Source organism: uncultured Fibrobacter sp. (assembly GCF_946062555.1).
Classification (GTDB): domain Bacteria; phylum Fibrobacterota; class Fibrobacteria; order Fibrobacterales; family Fibrobacteraceae; genus Fibrobacter.
Map to the genome: position 1 here is coordinate 125,700 of NZ_CAMGVQ010000001.1, position 14,265 is coordinate 139,964.

12 protein-coding genes are annotated in these 14,265 nt (G+C 53.8%); 8 read left to right on the forward strand and 4 right to left on the reverse strand.

Going from position 1 to position 14,265, the window contains the following annotated elements:
• Positions 1-21 precede the first annotated feature (21 nt).
• The 3 genes from Q0P86_RS00525 (at position 22) to ruvX (ending at position 1,502) form a co-directional block, all read left to right on the forward strand.
• A complete protein-coding gene (locus Q0P86_RS00525) occupies positions 22-477 on the forward strand; it encodes a V-type ATP synthase subunit K (RefSeq protein ID WP_083532182.1) in 456 nt (151 codons plus the stop codon).
• An 18-nt stretch (positions 478-495) separates the two neighbouring features.
• Positions 496-951: a V-type ATP synthase subunit K gene (locus Q0P86_RS00530; RefSeq protein WP_072799628.1), complete on the forward strand. Its 456-nt coding sequence runs from the start codon at positions 496-498 to the stop codon at positions 949-951.
• Between the two features lie 137 nt (positions 952-1,088).
• Positions 1,089-1,502 carry a Holliday junction resolvase RuvX gene (gene ruvX, locus Q0P86_RS00535; protein ID WP_294111365.1) on the forward strand — a complete coding sequence of 138 codons (414 nt, stop codon included), beginning with the start codon at positions 1,089-1,091 and terminating at the stop codon, positions 1,500-1,502.
• Positions 1,503-1,573: 71 nt separating this feature from the next.
• On the opposite strand, the gene fabF is transcribed toward ruvX, so the two are convergent.
• Positions 1,574-2,824 carry a beta-ketoacyl-ACP synthase II gene (fabF, locus tag Q0P86_RS00540; protein ID WP_295036668.1) on the reverse strand — a complete coding sequence of 417 codons (1,251 nt, stop codon included), beginning with the start codon at positions 2,822-2,824 and terminating at the stop codon, positions 1,574-1,576.
• A 206-nt stretch (positions 2,825-3,030) separates the two neighbouring features.
• On the opposite strand from fabF, the gene Q0P86_RS00545 reads away from it, so the two are divergent.
• Both Q0P86_RS00545 and Q0P86_RS00550 read left to right on the forward strand, forming a co-directional pair.
• Positions 3,031-3,390: a hypothetical protein gene (locus tag Q0P86_RS00545; protein ID WP_294111361.1), complete on the forward strand. Its 360-nt coding sequence runs from the start codon at positions 3,031-3,033 to the stop codon at positions 3,388-3,390.
• Positions 3,391-3,774, forward strand: coding sequence for a hypothetical protein (locus Q0P86_RS00550; protein WP_290995076.1), 384 nt, complete (start codon positions 3,391-3,393; stop codon positions 3,772-3,774). It abuts the gene before it with no gap.
• On the opposite strand, the gene Q0P86_RS00555 is transcribed toward Q0P86_RS00550, so the two are convergent.
• From Q0P86_RS00555 to thiC, 3 genes are all read right to left on the reverse strand, one after another.
• The gene (locus tag Q0P86_RS00555) at positions 3,766-5,499 is read right to left on the reverse strand and encodes an AMP-binding protein (RefSeq protein WP_290995074.1); all 1,734 of its coding nucleotides are present in this window, start codon (positions 5,497-5,499) and stop codon (positions 3,766-3,768) included. The two genes, Q0P86_RS00550 and Q0P86_RS00555, sit on opposite strands and share 9 nt — an antisense overlap.
• Before the next feature lie 18 nt (positions 5,500-5,517).
• Positions 5,518-6,288, reverse strand: a complete 771-nt coding sequence (locus Q0P86_RS00560; RefSeq protein ID WP_294111357.1) for a DUF2334 domain-containing protein — start codon at positions 6,286-6,288, stop codon at positions 5,518-5,520.
• 85 nt (positions 6,289-6,373) lie between these two features.
• Complete coding sequence (gene thiC, locus Q0P86_RS00565) at positions 6,374-8,062, reverse strand: phosphomethylpyrimidine synthase ThiC (RefSeq protein ID WP_297342131.1); 1,689 nt, start codon at positions 8,060-8,062, stop codon at positions 6,374-6,376.
• A gap of 138 nt (positions 8,063-8,200) precedes the next feature.
• Between thiC and Q0P86_RS00570 the strand changes: the two genes are divergently transcribed.
• The 3 genes from Q0P86_RS00570 (at position 8,201) to Q0P86_RS00580 (ending at position 14,096) form a co-directional block, all read left to right on the forward strand.
• A complete protein-coding gene (locus Q0P86_RS00570) occupies positions 8,201-9,766 on the forward strand; it encodes a peptide chain release factor 3 (protein ID WP_290995068.1) in 1,566 nt (521 codons plus the stop codon).
• Positions 9,767-10,062: 296 nt separating this feature from the next.
• Positions 10,063-10,797, forward strand: coding sequence for a thioredoxin domain-containing protein (locus Q0P86_RS00575; RefSeq protein WP_290995066.1), 735 nt, complete (start codon positions 10,063-10,065; stop codon positions 10,795-10,797).
• A 110-nt stretch (positions 10,798-10,907) separates the two neighbouring features.
• On the forward strand, positions 10,908-14,096 hold the full coding sequence (locus Q0P86_RS00580; protein ID WP_291021852.1) for a carbohydrate binding domain-containing protein: 3,189 nt from the start codon (positions 10,908-10,910) through the stop codon (positions 14,094-14,096).
• Positions 14,097-14,265: the final 169 nt, after the last annotated feature.

The following is a 14,265-nucleotide window of genomic DNA, read 5'->3' on the forward strand; positions in this document are numbered from 1 at the left end:
CTACTTAATGAGGAAAAAACAATGGAACCGAATACAATGGTGACTCTCGCTAAAATGGGTGCTGCAGCTGCGCTTGGCATTGCGGCTATGGGCTCTGCCCTTGGTTGCGGAACGGCCGGTATGTCCGCCATCACGATGTGGAAGAAGGCTTATGCCCAGGGCAAGTCCGCCCTCTTCACGCTCCTGGTGTTCGTGGGTGCCCCGATTTCCCAGACGATTTACGGCATGTTGCTCATGAACTTCATCTTGAGCAAGGCTGCCGAATCCGGCTTTACCAACTGGGGCGGCTGCCTCGGCGCCGGTATCTTCGGCGGGCTTGGCATGATGGCTTCTGCCTGGTACCAGGGCAAGTCCGCAGCTGTGGCCTGCGACGCCCTCGGCGAAACCGGCAAGGGCATGGTGAACTACCTCATGGTGCTCGGTATCGTGGAAACCGTGGCCCTGTTCGTTCTCGTGTTCTCCATGATGGTGCTTTAATCCAGCGAGGTAACACGTATGGATCAAGCTCAACTTTTAACGCTCGCGAAACTCGGCGCAGTGGCGGCCCTGGGCCTTGCCGCGGTGGGTTCTGCGCTGGGCTGCGGGACTGCCGGCATGGCGGCCATCGGGGCCTGGAAGAAGGCGTATCTCAAGGGTAAGAACGCGCTGTTTACGCTGCTCATCTTCGTGGGGGCGCCGATTGCGCAGACAATCTACGGAATGCTCCTGATGATGTACATCCTGAACAAGTCCCAGGCGGCTCCGGCCAACTGGGCTGCATACCTGGGGGTCGGCATCTTCGGTGGCATCGGCATGATGGCATCTGCCTGGTACGTAGGCAAGTCCGCTGCGGACGCCTGCAACGCCCTCGGCGAAACCGGCAAGGGCCTCGTGAACTACCTGATGGTGCTCGGCGTCGGCGAAACCGTCGCGCTGTTCGTCATGGTGTTCTCCATGATGCTCGTGAGTTAGTAGACGGTAGGAAGTAGACCGTAGGAAGTGTCATCCTGAGCGAAACGCCGTGAGGCGTGGAGTCGAAGGATCTCATCTCCTAAACAATGAAAATAGCGGGGCATTGTCCCGCTAATTTTTTATATTTGCACTCAGTTATGAATTATCTTGCGCTTGATTATGGTGAACACCGCGTCGGGGTCGCTTTTGCCGATTCCGAATTCCGTATGGCTTTTTCGCGAGAAACGATTGACCAGAAGACGACAAACCTGTTTGTTCGCCTGGATGAGTTGGTGAAAATCAATAAGGTTGACGCCTTTGTGGTGGGAATGCCGTATCACCCCGATGGCCGTACCGACGGCAAGAACGTGGTGGTGGAAAAGTTCATCGAGGATTTGAAAACGCGTTTTCCGGGCATGCCTGTGTACACGCAGGACGAATCGTATTCCAGCGTGCAGGCGCAAGAAAAAACCTCTTACTTTAGCAAGAAGAAAAAGCAAAAGAATAAGGCGGTCATCGATCAACTCGCTGCCGCCATAATTCTCCAGAGGTGGTTAGATGAACAAGGCTAGCGAATGCTAACCAGATCCTTCGACTTCGCACTAACGTGCTTCGCTCAGGATGACACTCTCTCGTCTTTCATCTACTCTTTGTATTTCTTGATAATCACGACACCGTTATGGCCGCCGAACCCAAGTGAGGCGGACGCGGCGACGTCGATGTTGCCTTCGATACCCTTGTTCGGAATGTAATCCAGGTCGCATTCCGGATCCGGAGTCTCGTAGTTGATGGTGGCGGGGTAGAACGAGTCGCGAATCGCAAGAGTCGAGACGATGGCCTCGCACACACCGGCGGCACCTACGCAGTGGCCTGTCATGCTTTTGGTGCTGGACACCTTGATTTTGTAGGCGTGATCACCGAGGGCGACCTTGAGCATAGCGGTTTCGGTGGCGTCGTTCAAGTGCGTCGAAGTTCCGTGGGCGTTGTAGTAGTCGATGTCGGTCGGGGCAATGCCTGCATCCTTGATGGCGCGGGTGAGAGCCTTCGCGCAGGTTTCTCCACCCGGGCGCGGGCTTGTGATGTGGTAAGCGTCGGCAGAAGCGCCGTAGCCGGCGAGTTCGGCGTAAATCTTAGCGCCGCGGGCCTTGGCATGTTCCAATTCTTCGAGAATCATCACTGCACCACCTTCACCCATCACAAAACCGGAGCGGTTCAAGTCGAACGGACGGCTAGCCTTTTCCGGGCAGTCGTTGAATTTGTCTGTAAGGGCGTGCATGCCGGCGAAGCTCTTGATGCTGTAATCGGTAATGCCGCTTTCGGAGCCACCTGCAAGGCAGATATCCAAGCGGCCCGAGCGGATCGCGTCGAGGGCGACACCGATTGCGTCGGTGCCCGAAGCACATGCCGTGCAGACCGTGTGGGCCTGACCCGTGATGCCGAGCGCGATAGAAACGTTTGCTCCCGCTTCGTTCGGAATTAGCTGCGGCATGGCGAGGGGCGAAACCTTGCGCTTGCCGCCATTCATATACTGCGTGTAGGTGGAATCGATAATGTCCATACCGCCGAGGCCCGTACCAGCGACAATACCCGTGGTATCCTGGGCTAAGTCTTCGGGCGTAAGGCTTGCGTCTTTGACGGCTTCTTTGGAGGCGGCGAGCAGGAATTGCGTGAAGCGGGCCATGCGGCGGGCTTCTTTGGGGTCGATATCGTGTTCTTCGGGCTTAAAGTCCTTGACCTCGGCCGCAATCTTTACCGGACAGCTGCTTGCGTCAAAAAGGGTGATGGGGCCGACTCCGCACTTGCCTTCGCGAATGGCTGCCCAAAAATCGTTAATGTTCTTGCCAATGGGAGTCACGGCTCCCATACCTGTGATTACTACGCGTCTTTTAGTCATGGCTGGGAATATAGAAAAAAATCACTGCCGTACAAAAGATGAGTTCTTGTTTTTATTTATCCGTACCTGTATGTTTTTGCTGCAATTTTAACCATGTATTCTGTCTTGCCCGTCTGGGCAATTAAAAAACATCGGAAAAATCATTTTTTTTAGCTTATTTGAAAAAAAGGGGTCTATATGACAAAAAGGTAATCGGTCGTTGGGTGATGACTGATATAGATGGTAAGGCTTTGCCGACAAATGGTAAGGAGGCGTTCACCATTTATTCAGCCCAGAAGGGTTTTCAGTGCGCAGCCTTTGGCAATAAGATATGGCTGAACAAGGCTGAATTTAAACTAGAAATAGAAGAAAATGTTCTCTTCTGGAGCGTACAACCTAACAAAAATGTGCAGAGTTTCCACAGACATGCAACCAATTTTGTCAATGACAACGAATTGGACGCGACATCTCATGCTATCGTTATCGACAATGGTGATACTATCAAAAATGTTGGATCCATCAGAACGCGGTTCACTCGTGTGACGGATGATTTTGCCAAAGAAATTATCGGGACATGGGAAGGTTAGTTGATTGTAGAACAAGATGAACCGGCCGAAATGGAAAAAGCTGCCGAGAACAAAAAAGCCAGAAAGGGCAAAAAGGACAAGACTGTTGAAGATGTGCAACCGGTTAATATCGAAGAACTGCATCGTTGGCAGTACAATACCGATGGTACTTTTGCCCATTACCTGAAAATCGGCGAAAATTGGGAGCTTACGTCGAATACGGTTTCGGAGTATTTTGTCTATGGAAAACTGCTTTGCTCTCGCTGGGCCGATTCCACGGGTGGCGATTCTGAATGTTGGGATATCGAAATCAAGGACGATGCGATGAAATGGGCCGCTCTTCGTTTGAATGAGGATGGCTCTCTGTATGCGACATCGCTAGATTTTGCGAGCCATTCAGGATGAGGCTCTTTCGTCGGTCTTGGACTGTTCCGTGTTGGCGGAGTCCTTGGCGGCGTTAGCAGCACTTGCGTCTTCCTTATCCTTGTCGCGGATAGAGGCGCGACGGATTTTTCCGCTGATGGTCTTCGGCAGCTCCGACACGAAGTCGATGATACGCGGGCTCTTGTAAGAGGCGGCCACGTTCTTTGCGAACAGCTGGATTTCCTTCGCGAGTTCCTTGGAGGCTTCGTAGCCCTTCTGGAGCACGACGGTTGCCTTCACGGCCTGTCCGCGGGACTTGTCTTCGACTCCAGTCACAGCAACTTCCAAGACGGCCGGGTGCTTGTGGAGCACTTCTTCGACTTCGAAGGGGCTGATGCGGTAGCCGGAGCTCTTGATCAGGTCGTCGGTGCGGCCCACGAACCAGAAGAATCCGTCCTTGTCGCGGGTAGCGGTGTCACCGGTATGGTAGACGCCGCCCTCGAATACTTTCTGGGTGCGTTCTTCGTCGCGGTAGTAGCCGCCGAACATGCCGAAGGGCTTACCTTCGTCAATCTTGATGATGATTTCACCGACTTCGTCGGGGCCGCAGCTTTTACCGTCGGCATCTACGATATCCATACGGTAGCCGGGGGAGGGCTTGCCCATGGAACCGGGGTGCGGTTCCATCCATTCGAAGTTGCCCGTAGTGAGCGTAAGTTCGGTCTGGCCGTAGCCTTCGTGCAGGCGGAGCCCCGTCTTTTCGAAGAACTTCTTGTAAATGTCGAGGTTCAAAGCCTCGCCTGCGGTGGTGCAGTACTTGAGGCTAGAAAGGTCGTACTTTTCGACACCGTGCTGCAGTATGTAGCGGTAAACGGTCGGCGGCGCACAGAAGGTAGTCACCTTGTATTCCTGCATCTTTTCGAGCAGTTTGCCAGGAATGAATACGTTCATGTCGTAGGTGAATACGGCAGAACCTGCAATCCACTGGCCGTAAATTTTGCCCCAGAGCGCCTTGGCCCAGCCGGTTTCGGCAACGGTCAGGTGGCGGCCTCCGTCAATCACGTTCTGCCAGTACTTGGCGGTCACAATGTGGCCGAGGGGGTAGCTGAAGGTGTGGGCGACCATTTTGGGGTTGCTGCTAGTGCCGCTGGTAAAGTAGACAATCATAATGTCGTCGTTGTGCGTGGCAGCGTCTCCTGTGGGGCGCGGGAAACTCGGCGGGCAGATTTCGTAGTCTTCGTAGAAGCTAATCCAGTTCTGACGGGACTGTCCGATGGTCACGAGCGTTTCGACAATGTGCGTGTGTTCGCAGGCGGTGTCGATTTCCTTTTGGAGTGCCGGATCGTCGTAAGAGACGACCATCTTGATGTCGGCGGCCTTAAAGCGGTATTCCAGGTCTTCGGCGGCGAGCATGTTCGTTGCCGGAATGGCAATGGCACCAATGCGGTGGAGCGCCAAGAGGAAGAACCAGAATTCGTAGCGACGGCGTAAAATCAGCATCACGCGATCGCCTTTCTTGATTCCCTTTTCTACCAAAAAGTTCGCGGTACGCTGCGAGGCAATTGAAAGGTCCTTGAAGGTAAAGATGTGGTTTTCGTCGTTGTCATCGCACCAGACTAATGCTTCGCGTTTGGGTTCGTTCTTCGCGTATTCGTCGACCACGTCGTAGGCGAAGTTAAAGTCTTCGGGAATATTGAGCTTAAAGTTGTCGTAGAGATCCTCGTAAGAGGAGTACTCGGTTCGTGTTAGGAATCTATTGAGTATCATTTGTGTCTCTCCGGTCTCTTATAGATCCTGGTACATAATCTTTTCACGGTGGTTCGAGGCAAACTTTACGAGCGAGAGAAGGTTTTGTTCGCCCATGGCCTTCATGTCGCCGGCGTGGATCACCAGGCGAGGTGTACCCCTGTAAACGAGGAGCGCAAGGCGTGAAAATACCTGCGCGGCTCCAAGGAGAGCCTTCGGAATGACTGAGAATGTCAAAATCTGCGAGAAAGACTGCTTGACTCGGCTACCGACCTTGCGGTAGATGTAGAACATGTCTTCGTAGAAATTGAATTCTTCAAGTACCTGCTTCTTGAGGTGCTTGTTGTCGAGCCAGACCGGGGCGATGAATCCGGAAGGGCGGCCGAAACCGTGGGCCTTCCAAAGGGCGATGCTTCGGTTCAGGAGCATCTGCGAAAGTTTCTTGTTGAGGCCTGCAAATTCGGCACCGTTGTGCGAAATGGCAAGGGCGAATTTGCCGATGGGGTTGCGCTTGATGAACAGGTCTGCGTTATGGCGCACGCCATGAAGCAAGATCTCGTAACCTTCTTGCACGAACTTGCCGATTTCTTCACGGAAGGTGTCGGCTTCGGATTCGGGAACGCCCCCGATGGAAGGAACGATGGCAATCGAAATGGGCGAACCGGCGGCAGTGGCAATCTTCCGAATTTCTTCGGCGGATTTCTTGCAGTTCTTGACATTAAAATTGTGGTAGCACAGCAGATATTTTTTCTTCTTATGAAGAATGGCTTCGGCTGCTCGGATGTCGGCAATGTCCTTGTTGATTTCCATAAGGGTAACCTGTCTTGGAATGTTTTACAGGGGTAAATATAGAAAAATAGGGATTGAGAATCCCTGTTTCCGCTTTTCGAAAGCTTTAAATGTCACCTACTTCGCCGGTTGCCACGAAATTCCGAACGGCACGCGTAATGCGCATGCTGCAGAAATTAGGTCCGCACATGCTGCAGAAGTGGCTTGCCTTCGCCTGGCTGCCGGGGAGGGTCTTGTCGTGGAATTCCATTGCCTTCTCGGGGTCGAGCGATAGCGCGAATTGGTCGTTCCAGCGGAAGTCGAAGCGGGCGCGCGAAAGGGCGTCGTCGCGGAACTGCGCTGCAAAGTGGCCCTTTGCAAGGTCGGCCGCATGGGCGGCGAGCTTGTAGGTGACGACCCCCGCGCGCACGTCGTTGCGGTCGGGGAGCCCGAGGTGTTCCTTGGGCGTCACGTAGCAGAGCATCGCGGTGCCGTACCAGCCGATCTGTGCCGCTCCGATGGCCGACGTGATGTGGTCGTAACCGGGGGCGATGTCGGTGGTGAGGGGGCCAAGCGTGTAGAACGGGGCGCCGTGGCACTTTTCGAGCTGGCGTGCCATGTTGTCCTGAATCTTGTGCATGGGCACGTGGCCCGGGCCTTCGATAATCACCTGCACGCCGTATTCCCAGGCAATCTTCGTGAGTTCGCCGAGCGTGTCCAGTTCTCCGAACTGGGCCGCGTCGTTGGCATCCGCGAGGCTTCCCGGACGTAGGCCATCGCCCAAAGAAACGGCAACGTCGTAGGCGGCGAGAATCTCGCAGATTTCGCGGAAGTGCGTGTACAAGAAGTTCTGCTGGTGGTGGCGCATCTGCCAGAGGGCAAGGATGGATCCGCCGCGGCTCACGATACCCGTGGTGCGCTTGGCGGTCAGCGGAATATGTTCCAGCAACAGGCCCGCGTGAATCGTGAAGTAGTCCACGCCCTGTTCCGCCTGCTCGATGAGGGTGTCGCGGTACAGTTCCCACGTGAGTTCTTCGGCCTTGCCGTTCACCTTCTCGAGCGCCTGGTAGATAGGCACCGTTCCGATAGGGACGGGGCTGTTGCGGATAATCCATTCGCGCGTTTCGTGGATGTGTTTTCCGGTGGAAAGATCCATCACGGTGTCGGCGCCCCAGCGCACGGACCAGGCCATCTTTTCGACTTCTTCTTCGATAGAAGAGGTGATGGCCGAATTGCCGATGTTGCTGTTGATTTTCGTGAGGAAGCGGTTGCCGATAATCATCGGCTCGCATTCCGGGTGGTTGATGTTTCCCGGCAGAATCGCACGGCCCGCGGCGATTTCGTCGCGCACGAATTCCGGCGTAATGGGCGAGCCTTCAATCTTGATCTTGCCCTGGGCCTGCAACTCGTCAAGGCGCTGGTTTTCACGTATTGCTACGTATTCCATTTCCTTGGTGACGATTCCCTTGCGGGCGTAGTCGAGCTGCGTCAAGTGGTGGCCCGCTTTGGCACGGAGCGGATGGTGTTCCGCGTTGAAGCGCAAATGGTCGAGCTCGTGGTTTGCACGGCGGGCGCGTCCGTATGCCGATGTCATGTCGTCAAGCTGTTCGACGTCGCCACGTTCCATAATCCACGATTCACGGAAACGCTCGATGCCCTTCGTCACGTCGAGCTTGGCGTCTACATCGCTGTAAGGGCCGCTCGTGTCGTACACGGGAACCACCGGTGTTTCGGGGTCCTCGGTCAAAATTTCGCGCATTCCCACGCGGATGTCCGGGTACATTTTTCCCGGCACATACACCTTGCGGGAATTCATAAAAGGTTTAAGCAGAGAATCCAATGTATACCTCTTTTTCTTTCGGGGCTAAATATAGAAAAGAACACGAATTGCTATATTTGCACTCGAAAATGATTGTGTCCTAATCACTAATCACTAACCACTATTTACGGTTCTATGAACGCAGAAATCGAAAAACGCCGCACTTTTGCTATTGTCAGCCACCCTGACGCGGGTAAGACCACTATCACCGAAAAGTTCCTCTGGTACGGAAATGTCATCCGCGAAGCGGGTCACGTGCGTGCCAAGGCAAACCGCAGCTACACGGTGAGTGACTGGATGAAGATCGAACAGCAGCGTGGTATTTCGGTTTCGAGTTCCGTGCTGAATTTCCCGTTCGAAGATTGCATGTTCAACCTGGTCGATACCCCGGGGCACCAGGACTTCTGCGAAGATACTTACCGCGCACTCACCGCCGTTGATGCAGCTCTCGTGCTTATCGATAGCGTGAACGGTGTAGAAAAGCAGACTATCAAGCTCATGGATGTGTGCCGCATGCGCCATACGCCGATCATCACGTTCATCAACAAGATGGACTTGGATGGCCGCCACGTGCTCGACCTGCTCGACGAAATCGAAAGCATCCTGAAAATCAAGGTTGCCCCCTTTACGCTCCCCATAGGCGTGGGTAAGCTGTTCAAGGGCGTGTATTCCATTGTCGAAAACACCTTCCATACCTTCAATAAAGAAGAAGGCCATCAGGAAATCATCCAGATGGAAGGCCCGGACGATCCGCGCCTTGTAGAAATGTGCGGCGAGAACTGGGTCGCCCAGTTCAAGGAAGAATACGAGATGGTGACCGGTGCCATGGATCCGTTCGACCACGAAAAGTTCCTGAAGGGCGAAATGTGCCCCGTGTTCTTCGGTTCCGCGGTGAACAACTTCGGCGTGCGTCAGCTGTTGAACGCTTTTGCAAAGCTTGCGCCGCCTCCGATGGTGCGCGAAACCGACAAGCGCCCGGTGAGCCCCGACGAAAACGACTTTAGCGCCTTCGTGTTCAAGATTCAAGCGAACATGGACCCCAAGCACCGCGACCGTACCGCATTCCTGCGAATTTGCTCGGGCAGCTTTACCCGTGGAGAAAAGGTTTATCATGTGCGCACGGGCCGCGAAATCCGCCTGGCCGCCCCGACCGCCTTCCTCGCGAAGGACAAGGAAGTTATCGACCACGCCTGGGCGGGCGATATCGTGGGCATTAATGACCCGGGACTATTCCGCATCGGCGATACGTTGACTGACGGCGAAAAAATCAACTTTACCGGCATCCCGGATTTTGCTCCGGAACACTTCGCCCGCGTGACGCTTTTGAACCCGCTTAAGTCTAAGCAGATGGCGAAGGGCCTTGCTGAACTGAGCGAAGAAGGCGCAACCCAGCTGTACGAACCGCTCAAGTCTGCCATCCCTGTGATTGGCGTGGTGGGCGAGTTGCAGTTCGACGTGCTCAAGTTCCGCCTGCAGAGCGAATACGGCGCCGATGTGTCGCTGGACCGCGTGCCCGCTCACGGAATCCGTTGGGTGTCCGGCCCCGAAGCCGACGTGGCCAAGTTTGCCGAAGAATACGCCATGGACTGCATGATGGACAAGGAACGCAACCTCGTTTGCCTGTTCCCCAACGAATACCGCTTGAACCTTGCCATCAAGAACTACGAGAACCTGACCTTCGCGGCTACCTCGCAGGGGTAGTGTCTTCGGCACAGATCCAAGTTCTCAGTTTCCGTCATTCTATTACCATTTTTTATGCCCGCACAACGCGGGCTTTTCTGTTTGAAAGTAAATTAATTTTAACCGCAACTTCGCATCCCACACTCCACATTCCTTCCTACTTCAAACTTCCTACAGTCTACTTCCAACTTATTTTCTCAAATCTCTCGTCTTTCGTCTCTCGTCTCTCGTCTCTCGTCTCTCGTCTAATTAGTATATTTCCCTTACACAGGCGAGTATTGTGCTTGCCCAGATTTTTTAACATCAAAAGGAAAAACATGAAACGTCTCCCCATTGTTGCTATCGCAGTATGCTTCGCTGGTCTCGTCGCCTGTAATCAGGCTTCCGCCGGCGGTTCGTTCAACCAGCAGGCCAGGCTCGACAACCTGGAAAAGGAATTCAAGCAGGTCAAGGAAGAATTCGAAATCATCAAGTACGCTCTTGACAAGCGAGGCATTTCCTTGGAACAGGCCCGCGCCGAAATGGAAGCGGACAACAAGGTCTGGGACATTCCCGACGAAGACAGCCCGGTCTTTGGCAACACCAAGAACCCGAAGCTCACGATTGTTGAATTTACCGAGTTCCAGTGCCCGTACTGCTCCCGTATCGCTCCTGTGATGCAGGAACTCAACAAGAAGTACCCCGACCAGATCAAGTTCGTCTACAAGCATTTCCCGCTCAGCTTCCATGCGAACGCCCGTGCCGCCGCTGCATCTTCTATCGCGGCACACAAGCAGGGCAAGTTCTGGGAATACCGCTATGCGCTCGCTCCGCATAGCCGCGAACTTTCCGATTCCGTTTATCTCGCCGTCGCCAAGGAAGTTGGCTTGAACATTGAACAGTTCAAGAAGGACATGGTGCTTGACTCCGCTATGAACGCCCGCATCGACAAGGACTTCCAGCTCGGTGCCGAAGTCGGCGTGCAGGGTACCCCGAACTTCTACATCAACGGCAAGCGTCAGGACCGTTTCAGCCCGGACCTCGTCGAAAAGCTCTTGAAGGAAGCCAAGTAATCGCATTGGCGGTTCAATCTGTAAACGCGACTTAAGGTCGCGTGCTTCCTTTTTTTACTCAAATTTTTTAATTTCAAATCAAACTAAACACAACCAAAAGGATACGATATATGATGAAGCGTACATTGACTGCCGCTACCGTCGCCCTCCTCGGCTTCGGCGTGACGGCTACAATGGCTCAGCCGAAAGCACCTCGCGTAGTTCCTTACAAGTTCTTTGACGATCAATATCGTCAGGGTGGCTTCGACTACGCATACGGCGGCAAGAGCAAGGGGATCACCATCACTAAGGACGGCGGCTACAAGTCCAAAGCTGCCCTCAACATCAAGCTCGACCCGAGTGAATATTCGGGTGCTTCCGTTTGCCTTTACAACGAAACTTTCGACTTGAACAAGTTCCTCTTGGATTCCAAGCTCGAATTCATGATCAAGGGCAAGAAGGGTGGCGAGTCTGTCAAGGTCGGCCTCTTGGACGAAGAAATTTCCGATGGCAAGAAGACCCAGGTCGTTCTCCCGATGAACAAGTATATCGAAGGCGGCGCCGTGACGACGGAATGGAAGAAGGTTTCTATTCCTCTTATCGATTTCCCGGACCGTGGCCTCTACTGGGACAACACCCGCAAGTCCGAATTCCCGGCCCGTATCGACTGGGACAAGATTGCTGAAATCCGTTTCTCCATCGACAAGAGCGGTGCGAAGGATTTTGAAGTCTGGGTCGACAATATCGAAATCGTGAAGGGCAACAAGAAGGCCAAGCCTAAGGCCAAGATCGTCTACTGGGACGAAAACAACGACGTGATCAACGGACCCAAGAACCCCGAAAAGCTCGACGGCAAGGTCAAGCCGGTTGCTAATGGCGTGTTCTACTCCGATGGCTTGAAGGGCTTCAGCTACAGCTACGGTGGTCTTTCTGCTCAGCGCGAAGCTGACTCCAAGACGGCGGGCAACAAGAACGTGCTTGCTCTCTACATCGATAACAACGACTGGTCCGGTGTGACGTACTCTCTTGGCGAAGGTAAGTACATTGACCTCTCCAAGGTTCGCAACAAGGGCGGTCTCTACTTCTGGATCAAGGGTAAGCTCGGCGGCGAAAAGGTATACGTCGGTATCCTCGACAACCAGGGCAACGACATCAAGAGCCAGACCAAGATCAGCCTGAACGACTGGATTGAAGGCTCCAAGGTCGGCACCGACTGGAAGCTCGTGAAGATTCCTCTGAAGAAGTTCAACGACAAGGGTAAGGCTTGGGACGCTAACAAGCAGGCCGAAGTCGCTAAGGATATCCAGTGGAACAAGATTCAGGAAATCCGCTTCTCCGTGGGCAAGGGTGAAAACGCAGGCGAACCGGGCAAGCCGGCTCCTGTGACCATCTTTGTGGACCAGATTACCTTCACCGAAACCATCGACTGGGTTGACCCGGATATCAAGTGGGACAACTGGAAGTCCAAGGCTCCGGATGTCGTGATTTCCGACTTCGAAGGCAAGTTCGCCAAGGACAACTGGGAACCGTCCAAGGGTCCGAAGTCCAAGGTCGAAGTGGAAATGCCGTTCAAGACCTCCAAGCTTGATGGCAACTCCCTCAACGTGAAGCACTTCGAAATGTCCGACTGGGTTGACGTTGTGCTCGACTTCTCCAAGAATACAGCCAACCACGATAACAAGCAGCGTGACTGGACCAACCACTGGGGCATCATGTTCGACGTCTACTCCGAACGTGCATGGCAGTCCATTACGGTGCAGGTCGGTGATGCTGGCAAGGAACTCTTTGTTGCCAACACTGGTGTACCTCGCGGTCGCACCACGGTAATCGTGCCGTTCCGTGCATTCTCCAAGTTCCCGTACTACCAGCCGCCTGAAGCCAAGGAAAATGGCCAGTTTGACCTCAAGGGTGTTGTATCCCTCGACTTCAAACCGGGTGGAGAAGGTTCTAACGGTAGCTTCGAAATAGATAACATCAAGCTCACCAACCAGAAGGAAGTCAAGGCTGCTGAACGTCCGGCTCTCGTGAAGGTTGAAGTCAAGGGTACCGGCGACGTGCTCAACCCGAACATCTCGGGTGGCCTCTTCGGTATCAACGCTGCCCTTTGGGATGGCGACATGCTTGACAATCCGAAGTTCAAGGTTCAGACTGCCGAATACGTCAAGCGCATCAACCACGGCATCATCCGTTATCCGGGTGGTCTCCGTGCCGATGACGACCACTGGAAGGAAATCCTCGACAACCATGACTGGATGGTCGATACCGACGAATTCCTCGCCTGGTTGAAGAAGACCGGTTCTAACGCAATGTTCACGGTGAACTTCGGTTCCGGTACGGAACAGGAAGCTGCCGCATGGGTGAAGCACACCAACATCGACAAGAAGGCCGGCATCGTTTACTGGGAAATCGGTAACGAAGTCTATGGTAACTGGCACCCGTACTATGAAAAGTATGGTAAGGACGGCGGTACCATTTATGGTAAGCGCGCCCGTAAGTTCATCGAAGCCATGAAGAAGGTTGACCCGACAATCAAGGTCGCAGTCCTCGGCGTGCTCGATGGCCAGTGGAACGATAACGTGCTCAAGGAAACCGGCGACATTGCCGACGGTCTCATTGTTCACCACTATCCGCAGCATTTTGGTGAAGAAAACGACTTCGCCATGCTCTCTGCTCCGCAGGACCTCGTTCCTATCTACAGCCGTCTCCATAAGGTTGTGGACAAGTGGACGAGCCACTTTAAGAAGGACAAGAAAATCGAACTTTGGCTCACCGAATGGAACTCCGTGGACTTCAACCCGGGTCCCCAGACCATCGCTCTCGAAAACGGTCTGTTCGTTGCTGACTACCTCGCTATGCTCGCCACTGAAAACGTGGACAACGCACAGTACTGGGATATCCACAACGATATCACTCCGGAAGGCGGTGACTACGGTTACCTGACCCGTTCTGCAGAAGAATGCATGAACTGCCCGCGTCCGAGCTACTGGGCATTCCAGATGGCTTCTGACGCTCTCCGCGGCAAGCTCCTCAAGACCGAAATCACCGGTGACAAGGAATCGCTCATCACGACCTACTACACCGAAAACGGCAAGAAGAAGAGCCTCCTCGTAATCAACAAGAGCCCGTACAGCGACTACGAACTCAAGTTGAACATCCCGGGCTTCAAGGGCAAGGCCACTGTCCAGACGCTTGACAAGAGCTCCGAAAAGCTCAAGGAAGGCTGGGCAAACGATCCGTCCAAGAAGGCCAAGAAGGGGGTTGACGTGAGCAAGCCGATCAAGGTCGGCAAGCGTACTCTCACCCTCATCACGGTGGAATAATATAAGTCGTGCACAAAACATCGTTTGTGCACGGGCTACACTAGCAATGCATGTGTAGCATAGAAAGAAAATAAAACGGAAGGGCCGCAGAAATGCGGCCCTTCTTGTATTCTTACGCGAATTTTCACCGTCAATGCGACTGATATAGGTTGAATCGGGAAGAAAAAAA